The following is a 20,142-nucleotide window of genomic DNA, read 5'->3' as shown; positions in this document are numbered from 1 at the left end:
CGGCGGTCGCTACTCGGCCGTCTCGATCGGCTCGCCGGCCGCTTCCCACTCCGTGAGGCTCCCCTCGTAGAACGCGAGGTCCCGATACCCCAGGTGCTTTAGGACGACGTAGGTGTGGCTGATCCGCCTGGCAGTATTGCAGTAGAGAACGATCCGGCTCTCGGGTGTGATCCCCTTCGGTTCGAGGATCGCCTCGATCTCCTCGCGTGGTTTGATCCCGCGAGTTTCATCGTCGACGAGGTCCCGCCAGTCGACCTGAACCGCGCCGGGGATGTGTCCCTCCTCGTACTCCCATCGCTCGCGCGTGTCGACGATCACCGCGTCGGTGTCGATGGCCGCCGCGACGGCTTCGCGACCGACCAGCGTCGACTCGGCCGGTCGATCGACCTCGTACGCGGTGGGAGTTACATCGGGCACCTCGTCGGTCGTCGGGTGGTCGCGCTGCCAGGCGCTGAAGTCCCCGTCGAGCAGGTGTAGCCGGTCGGGGTCGTGACCATAGAGTTCCGCAGTCACGAGAAACCGCGCGGCGAAGACGCCGTGGGTGTCGTCGTAGGCGACGATGTCGTCCTCGAGTGCGATCCCCGCATCCGACAGCAGGTCGGCGAAGACGTCCTCGCCGGGCAACATGCCCTCGTCGCCCTCGCTGGCCCGGAACGAGTCGAAGGAGATCGACACTGCACCGGGGAGGTGCCCGATCCCCTCGTACTCCCAGGCATCCCGGACGTCGACAAGGTGGACGTCCCCCAGCCGATCGGCGACCCACGCTGTCGTGACGATATCAGTCATTACCTGCCGTTCGCTCGCCCGTGATTTGAACGTGTGGACGCCACCCCCACCTGCCAGTGCTCGGAGATAGCGGCGACATTTGCAGTCTCGGGCCGCTCGGGCGGACGTCGCGTGGACGACCGGCGAGCGGGCCGGTGTTCAGCGTCGGCCGGTCGGGCATGCGATGACCCCCAGACGGCAAGACCTGCCACTACGGGCGAGGAGTGGCCGTACCTGCCGATACGTCAGCGGCTTTATGGGTACCGTGTATATGATCGGATGCATCATGACTGAGTACGCAAACGACGTTCTCGTCTCCGCGGAATGGGTCGAGGACAACCTTTCGGAATTCGAAAGTGACGATCCGGCGCATCGACTGGTGGAAGTAGACGTCGACACCGAAGCATACGACGAGGCCCACGCCCCCGGCGCGATCGGGTTCAACTGGGAGAGCCAGCTCCAGGATCAGACGACGCGGGACATCCTCAGCAAGGCGGACTTCGAGGACCTGCTGGGTTCCCACGGCATCAGCGAGGACTCGACGGTCGTCCTCTACGGTGACAACTCCAACTGGTTTGCCGCCTACACCTACTGGCAGTTCAAGTACTACGGCCACGACGACGTGAAGCTGCTCGACGGCGGTCGCGAGTACTGGGTCGAGAACGACTATCCGACCACGAGCGAGGAGCCTGACTTCTCGGCCGTCGAGTACGACGCAAGCGGGCCGCGAGAATCCATCCGTGCGTATCGCGAGGACGTCGAGAACGCCATCGAGCGTGGCCTGCCGCTGGTCGACGTTCGAAGCCCAGAGGAGTTCCGCGGCGACATCCTCGCGCCGCCGGGCCTCCAGGAGACGGCCCAGCGCGGCGGTCACGTCCCGGGTGCCCAGAACATCTCCTGGGCGGCCGTCACGAACGACGACGGCACGTTCAAGGACTTCGACGAGCTGGCAGAGCTCTACAGCGACTACGGCATCGACGGCGACTCCACGACGGTCGCCTACTGCCGGATCGGCGAGCGCTCCTCGGTCGCCTGGTTCGCCCTGCACGAGCTGCTGGGCTATGATGACGCCATCAACTACGACGGTTCCTGGACCGAGTGGGGCAATTTGGTTGGTGCCCCGATAGAGAAAGGCGAGGCGGACGACTGAGTGAAACGAGGGAGTCCGCCTCGGAAAACGCGAGCGGGGAACGGAGTGACCCGCGAGCAGGGCGAGGCTGAGTGAAGGCAGTGAGCGAAGCCTCGAATCGGAACGGCGACCGGTAGGGAGCCGTGGAGAAGGGCGAAGCGGACGACTAAGCGAAGCGCTGGAGGCCGCTTCGAAGTGGAACGGCGAGCGCTTCGCGCGAGCCGTGGAACAAGGCGAGGCTGAATGAGCGGAGCGAACGAAGCCTCGAATCGGAGCGGGGAGGCCAGCGGCCGACCCGCGGAGAAAGGCGAGGCAGACGACTGACGCGAGTCGCGACCAACGGGAGCGGCTCGGAAAAGCGAACGGCGACAGTCTGCGTCGGTGTGGGCCATTGCCCAGTGCCAAGACGCAGCCGACGATGAGACGGTCAGGCTAGGTAGAGCAACGGATACTTCGTTTTTGGGTGATTCGAGGACTCAGTGTTGCTCGGTGGAAGCGTCCGTCTGTGGCGGTCGATCCGGAATCCCTGGGACAACACTCTAGCCGGGATGTGTCAGAGTAGATGACAGCAATTATGACAATGGCCGGTGAAATCCGGCCATGGCAGGAGACGAGCGGACGCGGCGGGGAGTCCTGGGGCTGGTCGGGAGTGGGGCGCTCGCCGGCATGGGGGGTTGTTCGCTGGTGATACCCGAAATGGGTCCGGAGTCCACTGTCGAGGAAGACTGGGAGACAGTCTCGCCACAGCCGTTCACTGCTGTTGCCAAGTCCCGGTCGCCGGTCGCCAGATTCGGCGGCCCCAAATGGACCCAGTCCTTTGGGGCGGCACTCGCCACAACAGGCGACACAGTCTTCGTCGGCGTTCCCGGAGCCGACCAGGGCAGTGTCGAAAATGTGGGAGCAGTTGCCGTCTTCGAACGAGCAGGGGGAGACTGGGAACAGACGACGACGCTTACCGGCCGAGGTCACGAACGGGGTGGATTCGGGAAGCAAGTGGCGGCCGACGGGTCGACACTCCTGGTCGGGAATGAATACGGGTACTCCGGACAGCCACCGATTCCCGTCTCCGTATTCGAACGATCGAGCAGTGACGGCTGGCAACTGACGACGGAGCTAACCGATCCCGTCTACGTCGACTCGATGGCGATAGACGGTGATACAGCCGTCATGAAAACGGAGTCAGGTGACAGTCACGCGACCGTCTTCGAACGCCAGGACGGGGCGTGGGACCAACAGGCGACACTCCGGATAGATCCGCTGGACGATGGACGGACTGTGAGGCGTGTCGGCAAAGACGGCGAGACGATACTGATCGGAGCCCCGCCGAAGAGCGGGCCAAAATCCCGCCGCGCCAAGGCGGGCGTGGTCCACGTTTTCGAACGGTCGGCTGGCGGTTGGCACCACCAGACGGCGCTCTCCGGCGCGCCGGGAACCGATCATTTTGGCTGGTCGGTGTCGGTCGACGGTGGACGGGCAGTGATCGGCGATTATATCAACGATACAGCGTACGTGTTCAGTTCAGCGGGTGGCGAGTGGACACGCGAGCAGATGTACACCGCGACCGGGGGCGGTGGACACCAGTACTTCGGTGACACAGTCACGATAGACGGCGAGACGGTCCTCGTCGCGGCGTACAACGCTCAGTTCGGTGACTCGGGGGGAGCGGTATACCAACTCGACACTGACACAGGGGCAGCTGAGCCAGACGGAACCTACTATACAGCGCCCGATCCGTCCCGACAGCTCGGCCACGTGATAGCGACCACGGACGGAACAACAGTCCTCACAGGCACGCATGCCGAGGAACAAGCCGTCTACATCTACGAACACTGAGCCATAGATGTTCGAGCGGAAATCGACGATTCTCACTATGAAATAGAGAAAAACAACTGTATCGGACAGCTTCGTGCCGGAAGTGGAACGAATACTCTTTCCATTCGGGGAACCTGGGCTCTCGCATGGCCGGAAAATCCGACTTCGGGCAAGAGCTCGAAACGCAGACGGACGCGTACCTCGATACCCTCAAGGACTGTCTCGGGTTGCTCCCACAGTTACTCGAAGAGTACGAGGCCGGTGAGGACTTCGAGGCGACCGTCGAGCGCATCGGCGAACTGGAGAGCGAGGGGGATACGATGATCCGCTCGATCATCAGTTCGATCACGAACTCCGACCCCGAGGACATGGGGCTACTCAACACCCGGATCAACTACAACCAGTCGGGACTCATCGAGTTCTACAAGCAGGTCGACTCGCTGGCGAACGTCACCGAGCGCATCGCCGACGAGATCGCCATGATGCAGCCGCCGACTGACACCGACTGTTACCAGGGACTGCGCGAGATGGCCGAACACGTCGCCGACATGACCGAGACCCTAGAGGAGGTCGTCGAGCGCTTCGTCCACGGCCTCGGGACGACCAGCGGCTCGGACACCCTCTACGACGAGATCAAGGCGATCCGGGATATGGAGAGCCGATGCGATTCGATCAAAAACGATGTCATCCGGACGGCCTTCGCCGACGAGGGGACCGCGGAGGCGCTGATGTACCGTGAACTCGCCATTCTCTTCGACGACCTCGCCAACACGATGGAGGACGTCACCGATCAGATCATCGTCATCGCGAGCGACGAGCCGGGGCTGGTCACCGAAGTCGATCCGAGCGAGGAATAGCGCACCGAGACGGACGCCGACTTTCGGCACGAACGGCCGCGACCATCGGATTTTATGATTCAGGCACAAAAGATGCCAGCCGCATGACCGACGACAACCCGCTGGCGGATGCACGCGTTCGCAGGTTGATCGGCCTCTCCGGTGCTTTCGCACTCGCGGCGATCGCGATCTTCTTCCTCGACGGGACAATCCGGTGGGTCGTCCTGGGCGTCGCCGTCCTCGACGCGATCGTGACGCCGTACATCCTTGGGTTGGCAGTCGAGAACGCTGAGGACGAAAGCGAAGAAGCGGCTGACGAATACGGCTTCTCGACGTGACTGCCGACACTACTCGCGCTCGGCGTCGAGCCGCGTGAGAACGCACTCAGTTGCGACTGCGAAGAGAGCTCGACAGCAGACCCAATCGAGCGTCGAATCGGCGGTTCGAACACGCCCGTAAGCCCTCGTTTGGACCCATGAACGATACACAGTCGAGACTCGGTGAAACGAATCGGAAGCGGTTCGCTCACCGGTAACTCGCTGAAAACCGCGGGTCGCCAGCACTCCTAGAATACGTGCAAGCCGTGGGCGTCTCGTGCGTGTTCGAGAAGGTCCTCCGTCGTTTCGAAGGACGCACCACAGCTACAGGTGTGATACCCCGACTGGGATTGCTGGCTTGTCGCCATACACAACAGTGAGAGCGGAACCGTAATAATTGTTTATGTAGGTTTGTTACCGATGCACATACGTCATGGTATCCAGTCACAATATGTCGTGACCAGCGAGAAATTCACGAATTTCGATAGGGGCTGGTCTATACCCTAGTAATTCCCTACATTCGTTTGATTTTATTTGTGCCCGGGATCACCGTCGACTCGACGCTGGCGTCGAAGCAGGAGATGATAGTTCTTATAGCCGGCCTCGGCCTATCAATCCCAATGACAGTCTTCGGAATCGTGGGGCTACCGGGCAGCGGGAAGAGCGAGGCCGCGGCGGTGGCCCGCGAGCTGGACGTGCCGGTCGTCACGATGGGCGACGTGATCCGGGGGGCGTGTCGCGACCGCGGACTCGACCCGGCGACCCACCACGGCGAAGTGGCGAAGGCACTCCGGGCGGAGAACGGCCCCGCCGCCATCGCCGAGGCGTCGCTCCCCCACATCGAGGACGGACTCGAAGACAGCGAGCACGTCGTCGTCGACGGGATCCGGTCGGACGTCGAAGTCGAACGCTTCCAGGCGGCCTTCGGCGAGGAGTTCCTGCTCGTCAGCGTCGAGGCCCCATTCGAGACGCGGGCCGACCGGCTCGACCTCCGCGGCCGGGATGCGAGCGTCGAGGACGGGGGCGAGAGCCTGCAAGACCGCGACGAGCGCGAACTCGGTTTCGGCATGGGCGAGGCGATGGAGATGGCCGACGTGACGATCGAGAACGTCGACAGTCTCGCGGACTTCCAGGAGCGCATTGAGACACTATTGACCGATGGCCCGTCGGCGCTGGCCGACGACGAGCGTATCGAACTCGCGGAGGGAAACGCATGAGCGAAGTCTACAGCGTCGACGTCGAGATCACGGCCCCGGTCTACGACACCGAGGTGACCGACCGGGTCGCCGACGCGATCACGAACGTCTTCCCGAACGCCGATGTCGAGCAGCGACCCGGCGAACTCCACGCTGAGACCCACGATCTAGCGCACTTTTCGGAACTCCTCCACCGGCGGGAAATCCTCGACACCGCTCGGGGCGTGTTCTTCGACACGCTGCAGGGCGATCGGTTCAGCTTCACCCTGAAGAAACAGGCGGCCTTCGAGGGCGTCGTGACGTTCTCGGTCGGCGAACCCGACGAACTCGGCGAGATCCACGTCAGCGTCCGGGTGGAAGAACCAGACGTGGAGTCGTTCATCGACCACATCGCACCGCCAACTCAGGACGGCCGACCGATCGATCCCGACAGGAGCGCCTAACATTACGTCGACTCATGCGAGTACAGAACTGATTATTGCCACATACAGCCGGAACGGCTGCTGGATTGCTCAATGAGAAGTTCGAAAACGTACGCTAGTGATCAGCAGATATTATTTTTCAGCGATCGTCTTCGGTGAATCCGACGGCTTCCGACTCCCGAAGGTCGCCCTCCTGTTGTCGTCACTCCTCGTCATCGCCGCCTGCATCTTCCGCTTTACTGCCACCCTTTTGGATGTATTCGAGTTCCATCCGGGCACCGTCTTCCCCCTCGATCACGCCGTCAGCTTCCGTCAGATCCCCCCTCGGCTTTGCGTTCTGTTTCTGATTCTCTGTTGCCATTGTTCTTGACAAGATTTTCGGCTTCAATTGTTAAGTAGTCTTTGACGCCGATATAATACGCGACAATCCCGCCAGCGGCCCCAAATACTGCCAGAATCGGCCACTGAAAATCGAACCGATTTCGAGAACAGAAACGACAAGGAGGATTCCAGACGTGAGCAGGTAGATCAATCCAGCCATCAGCACGGCAAGCGCTTTCTTGAATCGGCTCGCATTCTTGAAAATCACCGTTTTGTTTTCACGGACTGCCTTACTGTAGGTTCGCAACATAATATCGATATATTGCTGGCTCTCTACCTGGTAATTCGCCATGTAGCTTCCGACCGAGGCTGTGGGTCCATGGATGATCGTGCTACTCAGATAGGTAGTGATACTTAACAGAAGGGCAAGAAGAAACGTCACGAGTGAAAGAGCAAGCATCACGAAAAACGGTATTGACGTATCTGAAAGCTGAACAATCTCCGTCGTTACTCCGAGAGAAACGGCTGTAAGGGTGAGACTAAAGAGAATTCCGATTAACTTCGCTGTATTCGAGGCTTTGTTATCGATTTCGTTGATGGAATTCATCTGCGTATTGAGCATGTCGTGATACCGACGGAGGAGATCTACTTCGGGATCAAACTCGTCGTCGCTCCCACTCATCATATTCCATTTACACATACCCCATATAAAACATTGTGAATGACGTTTCACCCATCACGGACAGCGTGGATTTCCAGAAATTGAGTCAGAAGACCCGTAGATCGAAGAAGAGAAACATAGCGGTGAGAATTATCAGCCAATCCTCTCATGGGGACGGCCATCTACTTCGACCTGGACGGGACACTACTCACGTTCGCAGAACCGTACGAGGAGGTCGTCGCGGACGTTCTCGCGGACTACGTCACCGAGCCGAGCGAGGCAGTCGAGACGTACTTCGCGACCTTCGACGAACACTTCGATGCACTCGAATCCGACCCCTACCGGGCCGGAATGGTAGCCGTCTGTGAGCACGAGGACATCGAGGCCGACACCGACCCGGATGCGCTGGTCGACGCCCTCCGCGAGGCCGAGTGTGAGCGCACGCAGGTCAGCGACGACGCTCGCGCAAGCCTCGATGCGCTCGGCGAAGCGAACGCGCTGGGCGTGTTGACTGACGGCGTCGCCGATTTTCAGCGTGCCAAGCTGGACCAGCACGATCTTCTCGACCACTTCGAGACCGTGATCGCCTCCTACGACGTGGGCGCACACAAGCCCGACGCGTCGATGTTCGACCGCGCACGCGAGGCGATCGACGCCGAGGAGTACGTCATGGTGGGGGACAGCGACGCCGATATCGAAGGTGCCCGCGCGGCCGGATTTACGCCGGTCCGGGTCGAACGCGGCGAGGACGTGCCGGACTTCTGGACGACATTGCGGGCGCTGGCCTGAGCGATGTCGGGGCCTAGACGAGCACCTGGACGACGACGAACAGCACCACCACCCCCAGCACGTCACAGACGTTCGTGACGACGGGGATCACCACGTCGTCGGGGTCGAGTTCCAGCCGGTAGGCGACGTACGTCGCCACGACGGTCACCGCGACGGCCAGCACCGACAGCACCGCGCCGCTGGTGACGGCGACAGCCAGCACCGTCGTCACCGGGAGCGAGGGGCCGCCGGTGAGGACGCCCAGTCCCCAGGCACCGACGCCGATCACCGGGAAGACCGTCAGCGCGAGCGCGACCGTGGCAACGGCGTTGCCTAGCAATCGATCGTCGTCGACGGCAAAGGAAAGCGTCCCGAGGTGAAACGCCGTCGAGAGTCGCGCGGCGAGGATCGATCCGAGATTCCCCGCCGTCCCGATCGTGACGGGCACGAGAATCAGGAGGGATGGATAGGCCAGCAGATCGGCCTCGAAGGTTTCCAGGACGAGGCCGCTACCGATCTCGATCGTGGTCAACACGAGCAAGACCGGTAACATCGCCCGCGTGATCGCCCGCACCGTCCAGGCCGTGCGGGCCACGGTTAGCCCACCCCCCAGATGACCAGCCTGGCGGCGATCAGCAGGGCGGCCATCCCGAAGACGTCGCCCGCGGTCGTCACCAGCGGGCCGACCAGCGTATCGGGGTTATATCCGCGCCGGAAGCCCGCAAAGACGACGACAACGACAGTCGTCGCCAGCGCGATGCCGGAGAGCAACCCGGAGATGACGGCGACAGTCAGGAGGACTGGCAGGCCGGCGGCAGGCCGGGCCAGCCAGGCAAGCGCGGCCGTCGCGACGACTGCCGCGAAGGCACTGGCGAGCAGGCCGTTTCCGATCGCCGCCGCCACTGCCCGAAGCAACCGATCGTCAGCATCGCCCAATCGCGGTTCGAGAAACCCCTGGTGGAGCGCGGTCGCGATCCGCGCCCCAAGCGAGCCATAGACGTTCCCCCGGGTGGCGAGCAACGCCGGAACCAGGACGAGCAATCCGTCGATGGCAGTGAGTTCCGCCCGCATGCCGCCGAGGACGACCCCCGCGAGCAAGCCGCCCACGAGACTCGCAGACAACGCCGGCAGCCCCTCTCTGTAGGCCCTGACGGCGACCTCGCGGATGGTCATTGCCGGACAGACGGTCGGCCACCTCAAAAAACGACCGAGTAAACTACCCTCCCGAAACGTCTCACCCTATCGCGTGGGTGTCTCCCTCTTCCGTGTGAGAGTTTTACACACCGTTCTCACTATCTTGGAAGTAATGTGAAAGACTATAAAGAGCCGGAACCAATGATATAGTGAGCGAACAATGACAGGCTACGCAGTTGTCCTCGCATCCGGCGAACTCGAGCGTGTACAGGCAGTGAGTATGATCAGTTCGATCGCAGCGTCGTCAGACACACCGGTGCAGGTGTTCGTCACGATGAACGGTCTTTCGGCGTTTGAGAAAGACCGCGTCGAGAGCGGCGACTTCCAGGTCGCCGGCCCGGCCGGTGAAGCGATGCTGCAGGGCGGCGGCGACGAGGTACCGCTGTTCACTGAGCAACTCGAGCGCGCCAAGGGGATCGGTCCGCTGGAGGTCTATGCCTGTGAGATGATCATGGATCTCATGGACACGGACCTGGACGATTACGTCGACATCTTCGACGACACGCTGGGCGTCGCCGGCTTCCTGAATCGTGCGTCCGACAAACAGGTGCTGTTCGTCTGAGGTGATCATCATGAGTGACACACCAACCCCCGACGTCGAGATCGATTCCCGCGGTGCAGCCTGCCCCGGTCCGCTGATGGACCTGATCGGCAAAGTCAAAGAGGTCGATGCAGGGACGACGATCGAGTTGCTCACGAGCGACGAGGGCTCGAAGAACGACGTGCCCGAGTGGCTCGAGGAGGCCGGCCACGAGTTGCTCGAAGTACAAGCGGAAGACGACTACTGGGCCATCTACATCGAGACCACATGACCGAAGACATCGTCGTCGTCGGTGGCGGCACCGGCGGCACCGTCCTGGCGAACCGCCTCGCCGAGAAACTCGGGCCGGCGATCGACGCCGGCGACGCCAGCGTGACCGTGATCAACGACGGCGAGCACCAGCACTACAAACCCGCCTACCTCTACGTCCCCTTCGGGAAGAAGACCGTCGAGGAGGCCAAACGACCGCTTTCGGATCTCCTCGATCGACGCGTCGATCTGCGCGTCGACCGCGTGACGGAGATCGACACCGACGACAAGGCCGTCGCGCTCGAAGGCGGCGAGTCACTCGCCTACGACCACCTGGTGCTCGCTACAGGCGCGAATCTCGATCCCGATGCGGTGCCGGGCCTCACCGAGGGCGGGCATCACTTCTACGGTCCCGAGGGTGCCGAGTCCCTCCGGGACGAACTCGCCGACTTCGAGGAAGGTCACCTCGTGCTGTCGGTCATCGGCGTGCCACACATGTGTCCGGCGGCCCCCCTGGAGTTCGTCTTCATGGCCGACGACTGGCTGCGCAAGCGCGGGCTCCGGGAGGACGTCGAGATAACCTACACCTATCCCATTCAGCGGGCCCACGGCCTCGAATCCATCGCCGACTGGGCGACGCCCAAACTCGACGAGCGGGACATCACCCTCGAGACGTTCTTCAACGCCGAGGCGGTCGATCCCGACGAAGGAGTCTTAGAGACGATGGAGGGCAACGAACTGGAGTATGATCTCCTCGTCGCCATCCCGCCACACACGGCCAGCGATCTCGTGAGTGAGGCGGGCCTGGGCGATACCTGGGTCGAGGTCGACCGCGCGACGCTGGAAGCCGAACACGCCGAGGACGTCTACGCCATCGGTGACGTCGCCGACGTCCCGACGAGCAAAGCCGGCAGCGTCGCCCACTACGAGGCGGGCGTCGTCGCCGACCGCATCGCCAGCCGGGTTCGCGGGGAGACGCCAACCTCGGTCTACGAGGGCAAGACAGTCTGCTTCATCGAGACGGGGATGGACGAGGCCACGTTCGTCGAGTTCGGCTACGGTAGCGAGCCGACGATGCGCGAACCCTCGAAACCCGTCCACTGGGCGAAACTGGGGTACAACGAGTCCTACTGGCTGACCGCCAGGGGACTCCTGTGAGGTGGTTCGCGTGAGCGATTCCGAATCAGAACCGACGGATGGCGCAGCCGAGCGGACGGACGACGCGACCGAAGCTGGCACCGACCAGCCTGCGGATCTCGAATCCCTGGTTGCAGACAATCCCGAAGAAGTCGCCCGATTGCTCGAACGCCTCGGGCTGGTCAACGACCTGCTGGACGCCGCCGACGTCGCCACGTCGGCGATGGACGACGAGATGGTCCAATCGCTGGCCGGCACGGGCACCAATCTCGCGATGGCCGCCGACGGCATGGCGACCGACGAAACCGTTCAGCTCGGCGAAGCGGTCGGCGAAAATGCCGACGACCTCGCCGAGGGCGTCGAGACGGTCGCACAGCTCCAGCGGACGGGGACGCTCGACGATCTGCTGGAACTGGCCGAGTTGGCCTCGCTTGCAAGCGCAGCCATGGACGACGAGATGGTGATGTCCCTGGCCTCGACCGGAACCAGACTGGGCGAGGTCGCCGACACCGCCGCGGACGACGACGTCGCCCGTGGGCTGGAAGACGTGCTGGCTGCACTCGGCGAGGCGAGCAGCGACGAACCCGAGCGAGTCGGCGCGATCGGGCTGGTGAAGGCCGTTCGGGATCCGGACGTCCAGGCCGGACTGGGCGTCGTGATTTCCCTCGCTCGGGCGCTCGGACAGCAGACGCGAGACGACCCGACCGCGTAGGGCGACCCAGAACCGCCGCTACGGATTTTGGACTATCCTGTGACTCCCTGACCGGATAGACAGCGCCCGTCAGCTCCGGAACAGAGAGCGGTTCCTCGACAGATATCCGCGGGCAATGGTTCGTGCCTGACTCGAAATTCCCGTGGTGGGTCGTCAGTTCAGGAGCCGCTTCGTCGCCGGACGTAGACACCTACGAGAACCAGGGCCACGAGGACAATGATACCGACCACGACAAGTGGGCTAACGCCGCTGCCGCCGTCATCGTCAGTGCCGTCCTCAGCCGTCAGTTCGTCTGTATCTCGCTGTCCTGGCGGGTCGGCACTCGAGCTGGCGATCTCGTCGCCGTTGTCGTCGAGTTCGAGCGTGCCGATCATGAAGTCAAACGTCCGGACGGTGCCGCCGTCGTCGCCTTTCGTCGCGACGTTGGCCGCAACCTCGTGGGTTCCCGATTCTTCGACGATCATACTTTGGGTCGCATTGATCCGTTGTTCAGCCGGCACCGAGACCTCGCGTTCGCCGACGACGTCGCCGTCGATGACGAATCGCACGTCGACAGACCGCTCAGTCTGGAACGGGTTTTCGAGCGTGACGATGTTCGTCGTCTTCACACTGTTTGCGGGTGCCGTTTCCAGCCGGACGTCGACGATTCTGACCTCCTGCAGTTCGGACGGCTCGACCCACGTCTCGCCCGGATTGGTTTCGCCGCTGGGTTTCCGCTCTGCGTCAGTGGTGTCACCGTCGTCTTCATCAGTGGCGGTGTCACCGTCGTCTTCGTCAGTGGTGGTGTCACCGTCGTCTTCATCAGTGGTGGTGTCACCGTCGTCTTCGTCGGTATCGACCTGTACGGTAGCGGACTGACCACTCGCGCCGTCGTTGTCTGTGTCATCGGTTGCTGTCTCCAGCGTGACTTCGTAGGTGCCATCGGTGCTGCCGGCGTAGGTAGCTTCGTAGGTGTAGGTATCGTCACCGTTAGCCGTTTCCGTGACGTCACTCTCTGTCAGCGTGGCCGACTCCGCACCGGTGATCGACACATCGATCGTCGAGAGTTGCTCGGACGCGTCGAATGCGATCCGGACATCCTGTCCGGACGGGTTGGTGGCTGCGAACCCGGAGATCGACGGTGCAGTCACGTCGATCGTCACGGTGTCGGATTGCCCACTGGCACCGTCGTTGTCGGCGTCGTCAGCAGCGGTCGAGAGAGCGGCGGTGTACGTGCCATCGGTGCTGCCGGCGTAGGTAGCTTCGTAGGTGTAGGTACCGTCGCCATTGTCGGTCTCGCTGAAGTCGCTCGTCGCGAGCGTGGCCGATTCCGGGCCGGTGATCGCCACCTGAAGCGTCGATAGCTGTTCGTCGGCATCGAATGTGACTCGAACGTCCTGTCCGGATGGGTTCGTGGCTGCGAACCCGGAGATCGACGGGGCTGTCGTATCCACGATGACCGTCTCGGACTGAGCGTTCGCACCGTCGTTGCCGAGATCGTCAGTCGCCGTTTTCAGTGTGGCAGTGTAATTGCCGTCGGTACTGCCTTCGTAGGTAGCTTCGTAGGTGTAGGTGCTGTCGCCGTTGTCGATTTTGCTGAAGTCACTCGTCGCGAGCGTGGTGTTCTCAGCACCCGAGATTGTCACTTCGACGGTGGCGAGTTGTTCGTCTGCGTCGAAGGCCACGCGAACAGCCTGTTCGGACGGGTTGGTGACCTCGAATCCGGAAATCGACGGCTGAGTCACGTCGACCGTCACGCTGCCGGACTGACCGCTCGCACCGTCGTTGCCGGCGTGGTCTTCAGCTCTTGTCAACGTTGCAGTGTACGTGCCGTCGGTACTACCGGCGTAAGTCGCGGTGTAACTGTAGGTACCGTCGCCATTGTCGGTCTCGCTGAAGTCGCTCGTCGCGAGCGTGGCCGATTCAGCACCGGTGATCGCCACCGAAATCGTCGACACTTGTTCGTTTGCGACGAAGGTGATGTGCACGTTCTGTCCCGACTGGTTGGTAACCTCGAACCCGGAGATCGACGGGGCAGACATGTCGCCTGCGCCGGGACCACCGCCCGAACCGCCATCGTCGGCGGTGTCGACCTCGACACTGCCGGACTGGTTGCTCGCGCCATCGTTGCCGGCGTCGTCGGTCGCCGTTTCCAGCGTGGCAATGTACGTGCCATCGCTATTGCCGGCGTGGATGGCTTCGTAGGTGTAGGTGCCGTCGCTGGCAGTTGCCGTGAAGTCGCCACTCGTCAATGTCGTGCTTTCGGCACCAGTGATCGAGACTTCGACCGTCGAGAGTTGTTCTGTGCTGTTGAAGGCTACCTGAACGTCCTGGCCCGAGGGATTCGAGACAGCGAATGAGTCGATCGTCGGTGGCGTCACGTCGATCGTCACGTTCCCGGACTCGCCGCTTGCCCCGTCGTTGCCGGCGGCATCCGCTGCGGCGGTCAATGTCGCGGTGTAGTCGCCGTCGGTACTGACTGCGTGGGTCGCGGTGTAGGTGTAGGTACCGTCGCTATTGTCGGTCTCGCTGAATTCACCCGTCATGAGGGTGGCCGACTCAGCACCCGAGATTGTCACTTCGATCGTCGAGAGTTGCTCTGAAGTGTCGAAGCTCACCTGGACGTCCTGGTCGGACGGGTTGGTGACGCTGAACGTCGAGATGGACGGTGAGGTTGTGTCGATCGTTTCCAGCCCGGGCGCGGGCGATTGCGTGTTGTTCAGCAGGTAAGGATAGGACACTTCGCTGCCAGTCTCGACATCCCACGTCGTTCCGAAGTCGAACGCGAGACTGGTGTTGGCCTTCAGTTGGCTCGTCGTGAGGCCGATACCGCCGTCGGAGTCTGACAGACCGGTCGTCTCGGTGTCCCAGTAGGCGTTTTCGACTGTCGCGTTGTTCGTCCCGACGAGACCGCCGAGACTCGCGTATCCCGAGACCGCACCGACAGCGTAGGAGTTGTTGATCACGCTCTGGCCACCATCGGTGACGGTGTTGTTGCCGAGGAGACCACCGACGTTCCCGCCTTTGGCAGAAACGTCACCCGTGGCGTAGGTGTTCGTGACCGTCGCATTGTGCACACCACTCCAGTCTGAATAATCGGTGTTCCAGCCGATGAGGCCACCGGCGTTATCGCCGGATACGGTCACGTTTCCGGTGCCATAGCTCCCGGTCACCAGACCACCGTTATTTGTCCCGAGGAGTCCGCCGACGGTGGAGTCGCCGGTAACGTCGCCCATCGCGTTCGAGTCCCGTACCGTGCCGAGTTCGTTGGCCCCGACGAGGCCGCCAACGTTCGTCGATCCGCTGACGGTCCCGGCCGCGTCGGACTCGGTCACGATACCCCTGTTCGAACCGGCGAGACCGCCGACGTTCGTCGAGCCGTTGACGGTCGCCGTCGCGGTCAGGTTTTCGACCAGCCCCAGGTTCGTCCCGACGACACCACCGACGTTTTCGGTGCCGTCGACGGTCCCCGAGACCGAGACGTTCGCGATCGTCTTCGCGGCTTGCCCGTGGAATCCAGCCACGCCACCGACGGATCTGGCCCCGGTAATATCGACGTTCGAGAGCCGAAGGTTCTTGACCGTTCCATCGGCGTACTGCCCGGCCGGAACAATGGCGAACAGCCCGACAGTGTCCTCGCCGGGGCGGTCGATCGTGAGATTCGTGATGGTGTGACCCTCGCCGTCGAATTCGCCTTCGAATCCACGGCGATCCGCTCCGATCGGGTCGAACCCGTGTCCGCCGTTGGCCGAGGGAGCAGCCACCGAGTCGTAGCCGGCCGTCTCCGGGTCGAGGTCGGCCACGAGCGTGTAGTTCGCCCGGGGGTTCTCCCGGGTGGCATCCAGGTGATACCAGTTTTCGATCTCGTAAGGATTGTCTGCTGTCCCGTTACCATCGGCGTATAGTGTTCGTTTCCCTGGGGCGGGTTCCTGTGGGTTTGCCCGCAGGGAGGGGTAGGAGACTGTTCCGTTCGATATCAACACATCCCACGTTGCATCGAAGTCGAAGAGACCGAGAGACCCTCGAACGGAGGGTCCCGTCATCTCTGCGGTGGTCCTGCCACTGAACTCCCGGAGGCCAGCCGAGTTGTCCTGGCCGGTCGTCTCGACATCCCAGTATGAGTTCGCGACCCTGGGATTGTCCGTCGTCGTCCCAACGAGGCCGCCGACGCTGCTGTTCCCGGTGACGGGACCGACTGCGTAGGCGTAGACTACCTCACTGTTCCGTCCGGTGACGTTCCCGACGAGGCCGCCAAGGTCCGTTGAGCCGTTGACGCCGCCTGTCGCGTACGTCTGGGTGATCGTGGCATTGATCGTGGTCCCGGCAATCCCGCCGACGCGCTCGCTGCCGGTGACGTTCCCGGTCGCATACGAAACGTTGACGACCGCACTCGCGCCCGTTCCGCTGGTGTACCCGACGAGGCCGCCGACGCTGGTGGCGTCGCCCGCCTGCACGTCACCCGTGGCGTTCGAGGTAGTGACCGTGCCCTGGTAGTTCTGGCCGACGAGGCCGCCGAACTGCGTCGGGGCTGTCGCGCTCGCGTTGACAGTCACGGTGGCGCTGGCAGTCGAGGATTCGATCGTGCCACCTGCGGTGTCGTCCGATTCGACGCCGTTCGCCCCGGCGAGACCGCCGACGCTCTCGTTGCCGGTGATGCGGCCGGTCACCGAGGAGCCCGTTATCGTCCCGGTGGTTTCTCCGACGAGGCCACCGACGTTGCTGTCGCCGGTCACAGTCGCGTTCTCGATCGTGACGTTCGCCACCGTTCCGTTGGTCGCGACGTGGCCGAAGAGACCGACGTTGTCTTCGCCGGGCCGATCGATGGTCAGGTTCGCGATCGTGTAGCCGTTGCCGTCAAACGAGCCGTTGAACGGCGTCGCGGCCGTTCCGATCGGGTCGTGGCTGACGCCCGCCATGTCCAGGTCGGCCGTGAGTTCGTAGCTGGCGTTCGGTGCCGAACTGACACTCCCCAACGTGTCCGGTGAGGAGAGTTCATACGGGTCGGCTTCGGTTCCGCTCCCACCGGCGAACAGGCTCTCCAGTCCGGGCGCGGGCGATTGGGTGGTGTTCAGCAGGTAGGGGTAGGACACCTCGCCGCCAGTTCGGACACCCCACGTGTTCGTGAAGGTAAAGCCGGCCAGACTCTCGTTGCCCTTCAGTTCGCTCGTCGTGAGACCGGTGCCGCCGGCCGAGGTGTCCTGGCCAGTCGTGTTCAGGTCCCAGTAGGCGTCGGTCACGGACGCACCGTCCTCACTGGTGCCGATGAGACCGCCGACTGGTGAGTTGCCAGTGACCGAGCCAACAGCGTACGAGTTGGATACGCGAGTGTTCGTTCCAGTCGCATTGCCGACGAGTCCGCCAATATTCGATTGCGTCCCAGTAGCTCCGCCAGTCGCATAGGTGCGGTTGATTTCTGTTTGTATGGCCGTCCCGACGAGGCCGCCAACGCGCTTGTCTCCGAGGGCATCGCCAACAGCATAGGAGTCAGTGATTGTCGCGGTACTGGTCGTGCCATCCGCATAGCCAACGAGACCACCAATATTCTTCCCCTGGAATTGGAAGCCACCGCTAATGTCGCCAGTTGCGTTGGAACGAGTGACCGAACCACCGTAGAGCTGGCCGACGAGACCGCCCATCTTGTCTCCCGCCCTTACGTTAGCGTTGAGGGCTACCTCCCCGCTGGCATTCGAGGCTTCAATGCTGCCGCCGGAGGTTCCATCCGATTCGACGCCGTTCGCACCGACGAGACCGCCGACGCTTTCGCTTCCGGTGACAGTCCCGCTGGCGTTCGAGGTCTTCGTTTCGCCACTATTTCCTCCGATGAGGCCACCAACGTAGTCGGAGCCGTTAACCGACCCCGTGGCGGAGGATGTCTTCACAGTCGGCACTCCCCCACCATCGTAGTTACGTCCGACAAGCCCACCTACATAGGAGGTACCGTCGACAGTCCCAGTTGCGTGCGACGTGTTCACGATTCCCTTGGATGTGGAGTAGCCTGAACTCAGACCGACGAGGCCACCCACCTGCTCAGAACCAGTGACGGATACCGCGGCAGTCGAGTTGCTCACTCGTCCGTAACTGTCTCCGACGAGGCCCCCAACCGACGTGGAACCGTCGACAGTGCCGGTAGCGGAGGACGCGCTTACCACACCACCTCCGTGGGATCCGACGAGGCTACCCACCTGCCTGTTGCCGGTGACCTCGACGTCTTCCAGACTGACGTTTACAATCATCCCGCCGCCAGTGCGGCCGAAGAGAGCGACGTAGTCCCTATCCGTCCGATTGATCGTCAGGTTCGCAATGGTGTGGTCCTGTCCGTCGAACGTCCCACTGAAACTGGCCCCTCTGTCACCGAATGGGTCAAAGCCTTTGTCGTTGTTTGCCGAGGCGCTCGCCACCGAATCGTAGCCCGCCGTGTTCTCGTCGAGGTCGGCGACGAGCGTGTAGTTGGCGTCGAGCGCGTCGCGCACGTTGTCGAGGTCGTTCCAGTCTGCGATCTGGTAGGGGCTGGCCTCGGTGCCATCGCCGCCGGGGAACAGACTCTCCAGTCCGGGCGCGGGCGATTGCGTGTTTTTCAGCAGGTAGGGGTAGGATTTCTCGACGCCAGTTTTGACAGCCCACGTCGTTTCGAAGTCGAACGCGAGGCTGGTGTTGGCCTTCAGCTGGCTGGTCGTGAGCCCCGTCGCGTTGCCGGCTGAAGAGGACTGATTAGTCGTCTGGGTGTCCCAGTAGGCGTCAGTCACGGACGCACCGTTCTCAATGGTGCCGACGAGACCGCCAGCGGAATCCCCGGTGACCGACCCGGCCGCATAGGAGTTGTTCACTTTGGCGATCGAACCGGTGTTGTTGCCGACGAGGCCGCCAACTGATGCCGACCCGTTGACCGACCCAATCGCGTAGCTTTCGGTCACGAGGTCGTTGACGCTCTTGCCGACGAGACCGCCGACGTTGTTGCCGCCGTCCACTGCGCCCGTCGCGTACGTCTCCCGGATCGTACTTGGCTCGGTCGCGTCATTGTAGCCGACGAGGCCACCGACGTTCGTCGCGTCGCCAGCGTTCACGTTACCGGTGGCATTCGACTGCGTGACGGTGCCCTGGAAGATCTGGCCGACGAGGCCGCCCAGATTTTCGGGATCGGTACTGTCACCAGCGAGGGTGACCGTGCCGCTGGCGGTCGCGTTTTCGATCGTTCCGCCCTTTTTGAAGGCGGAGGCGTTGCCGTTAGCTCCGACGAGGCCACCGACGTTCGACGAGCCAGTGACGTTCCCCACCGCAACGGAGCGTTTGAGGACCGCATTCGTCCCGCTCATGTAACCGACGAGACCACCAATCTTAGTGGCATTGCCCGCCTGCACGTCACCAGAATTGAGTCTACCCTGGACCTCTCCTGTCGCACTTGAGCGAGTGACATTAGCTCTATAGAGCTGCCCTACGAGACCGCCGATCTTATGACCACCTACGTTTCTCGGGGACTGCACGGATCCACTTGCTTCTAACGCGCGCATCTCAGTTCCATTCAGAGGTAAATGATTGATTTTCCCCTCATAATACACCGCAGGGATAGATGTACCTCCATTCGCTCCAACCATACCGCCAACACTTGAATTGCCGGTTACCGAAACATCCGTTGTCGAGGCCTGGATAGATCCTCTATTATTGAAGAATCTTCCATTAGTGCCGACAGCACCAACAAGTCCACCGACATACGTTCCACCGGTAACTCTCCCATCCACATTCGAGTCAGTTATTTTACCTGCTGCCGAAGAACCGACAAGTCCACCGACTGCTGTTTCTCCTGTGACGTTCACCGATGCATTGGTGTCACGGACAGTATCTAAATATATTTGTCCTGCCACTCCTCCTACGAACGATGTTCCATTAACCTCACCTGTAACAGAAACATTCTTGATTGTCCTAGCCCCTCCTAATTCAGGATGAACCTGTAAACCGACGACCCCTCCCACGCCCCGATCACCACTAATAGAGACGTTCTTTATTGAAATTTTAGAGATTGTACCGGACGATATACCGAATAACCCCACAAAGTCTGAGTTTCGGTTAATAACTAAATCAGTTATCGTATTTCCTGCGCCATCGAACCTA

Annotated in this window: 17 protein-coding genes; 11 read left to right on the top strand and 6 right to left on the bottom strand. The window is 62.1% G+C overall.

Features of this window, described 5'->3' with window-relative positions:
* Window positions 1-9: 9 nt before the first annotated feature.
* A complete protein-coding gene (locus HUTA_RS10265) occupies window positions 10-786 on the bottom strand; it encodes a sulfurtransferase (RefSeq protein ID WP_015789834.1) in 777 nt (258 codons plus the stop codon).
* A 265-nt stretch (window positions 787-1,051) separates the two neighbouring features.
* Here HUTA_RS10265 and HUTA_RS10260 point away from each other — a divergent pair, with 265 nt between their 5' ends.
* The 6 genes from HUTA_RS10260 to HUTA_RS10235 all read left to right on the top strand — a co-directional run bounded on the left by HUTA_RS10260 (window position 1,052) and on the right by HUTA_RS10235 (window position 6,498).
* A complete protein-coding gene (locus HUTA_RS10260; protein ID WP_049941311.1) occupies window positions 1,052-1,915 on the top strand; it encodes a sulfurtransferase in 864 nt (287 codons plus the stop codon).
* A gap of 579 nt (window positions 1,916-2,494) precedes the next feature.
* Entirely contained in the window at window positions 2,495-3,727 is a 1,233-nt protein-coding gene (locus HUTA_RS10255; RefSeq protein ID WP_015789832.1) for a hypothetical protein, read from the top strand.
* 125 nt (window positions 3,728-3,852) lie between these two features.
* Entirely contained in the window at window positions 3,853-4,563 is a 711-nt protein-coding gene (locus tag HUTA_RS10250) for a DUF47 domain-containing protein (protein ID WP_015789831.1), read from the top strand.
* Window positions 4,564-4,646: 83 nt separating this feature from the next.
* Window positions 4,647-4,880, top strand: coding sequence for a hypothetical protein (locus HUTA_RS10245; protein WP_015789830.1), 234 nt, complete (start codon window positions 4,647-4,649; stop codon window positions 4,878-4,880).
* Between the two features lie 599 nt (window positions 4,881-5,479).
* On the top strand, window positions 5,480-6,076 hold the full coding sequence (locus HUTA_RS10240) for an AAA family ATPase (RefSeq protein WP_015789829.1): 597 nt from the start codon (window positions 5,480-5,482) through the stop codon (window positions 6,074-6,076).
* Window positions 6,073-6,498 (top strand): RNA-binding domain-containing protein, encoded by a 426-nt coding sequence (locus HUTA_RS10235; protein ID WP_015789828.1) that lies wholly within the window; start codon window positions 6,073-6,075, stop codon window positions 6,496-6,498. The genes HUTA_RS10240 and HUTA_RS10235 overlap by 4 nt, the downstream gene beginning before the upstream one ends.
* A 181-nt stretch (window positions 6,499-6,679) precedes the next feature.
* Here the strand turns inward: HUTA_RS10235 and HUTA_RS15620 are convergent, their stop codons facing one another.
* Both HUTA_RS15620 and HUTA_RS10230 read right to left on the bottom strand, forming a co-directional pair.
* Window positions 6,680-6,838 carry a hypothetical protein gene (locus tag HUTA_RS15620; protein ID WP_015789827.1) on the bottom strand — a complete coding sequence of 53 codons (159 nt, stop codon included), beginning with the start codon at window positions 6,836-6,838 and terminating at the stop codon, window positions 6,680-6,682.
* Between the two features lie 30 nt (window positions 6,839-6,868).
* Window positions 6,869-7,480 carry a hypothetical protein gene (locus HUTA_RS10230; RefSeq protein ID WP_143920365.1) on the bottom strand — a complete coding sequence of 204 codons (612 nt, stop codon included), beginning with the start codon at window positions 7,478-7,480 and terminating at the stop codon, window positions 6,869-6,871.
* A gap of 147 nt (window positions 7,481-7,627) precedes the next feature.
* On the opposite strand from HUTA_RS10230, the gene HUTA_RS10225 reads away from it, so the two are divergent.
* Window positions 7,628-8,248: an HAD family hydrolase gene (locus HUTA_RS10225; protein ID WP_015789825.1), complete on the top strand. Its 621-nt coding sequence runs from the start codon at window positions 7,628-7,630 to the stop codon at window positions 8,246-8,248.
* A gap of 13 nt (window positions 8,249-8,261) precedes the next feature.
* On the opposite strand, the gene HUTA_RS10220 is transcribed toward HUTA_RS10225, so the two are convergent.
* Both HUTA_RS10220 and HUTA_RS10215 read right to left on the bottom strand, forming a co-directional pair.
* Complete coding sequence (locus HUTA_RS10220; protein WP_049941450.1) at window positions 8,262-8,780, bottom strand: magnesium transporter; 519 nt, start codon at window positions 8,778-8,780, stop codon at window positions 8,262-8,264.
* Window positions 8,781-8,824: 44 nt separating this feature from the next.
* Window positions 8,825-9,400: a magnesium transporter gene (locus tag HUTA_RS10215; RefSeq protein ID WP_015789823.1), complete on the bottom strand. Its 576-nt coding sequence runs from the start codon at window positions 9,398-9,400 to the stop codon at window positions 8,825-8,827.
* A gap of 181 nt (window positions 9,401-9,581) precedes the next feature.
* Between HUTA_RS10215 and HUTA_RS10210 the strand changes: the two genes are divergently transcribed.
* Genes HUTA_RS10210 through HUTA_RS10195 form a run of 4 tightly spaced genes read left to right on the top strand, consistent with a single transcriptional unit; the run spans window position 9,582 to window position 12,060 of the window.
* Window positions 9,582-9,983 carry a hypothetical protein gene (locus HUTA_RS10210; RefSeq protein ID WP_015789822.1) on the top strand — a complete coding sequence of 134 codons (402 nt, stop codon included), beginning with the start codon at window positions 9,582-9,584 and terminating at the stop codon, window positions 9,981-9,983.
* Between the two features lie 10 nt (window positions 9,984-9,993).
* On the top strand, window positions 9,994-10,233 hold the full coding sequence (locus HUTA_RS10205; RefSeq protein ID WP_015789821.1) for a sulfurtransferase TusA family protein: 240 nt from the start codon (window positions 9,994-9,996) through the stop codon (window positions 10,231-10,233).
* A complete protein-coding gene (locus HUTA_RS10200; protein WP_015789820.1) occupies window positions 10,230-11,369 on the top strand; it encodes an NAD(P)/FAD-dependent oxidoreductase in 1,140 nt (379 codons plus the stop codon). Before HUTA_RS10205 ends, HUTA_RS10200 begins: the two co-directional genes overlap by 4 nt.
* Window positions 11,370-11,379: 10 nt before the next feature.
* The gene (locus HUTA_RS10195; protein ID WP_015789819.1) at window positions 11,380-12,060 is read left to right on the top strand and encodes a DUF1641 domain-containing protein; all 681 of its coding nucleotides are present in this window, start codon (window positions 11,380-11,382) and stop codon (window positions 12,058-12,060) included.
* 158 nt (window positions 12,061-12,218) lie between these two features.
* Here HUTA_RS10195 and HUTA_RS10190 read toward each other — a convergent pair whose 3' ends face one another.
* Entirely contained in the window at window positions 12,219-19,349 is a 7,131-nt protein-coding gene (locus tag HUTA_RS10190) for a GLUG motif-containing protein (protein WP_049941309.1), read from the bottom strand.
* Between the last annotated feature and the right edge of the window lie 793 nt (window positions 19,350-20,142).

It is taken from the genome of Halorhabdus utahensis DSM 12940 (assembly GCF_000023945.1).
Classification (GTDB): domain Archaea; phylum Halobacteriota; class Halobacteria; order Halobacteriales; family Haloarculaceae; genus Halorhabdus; species Halorhabdus utahensis.
Note: the sequence above shows the minus strand (reverse complement) of the source record. Positions and strands in the feature narration are given on the sequence as shown.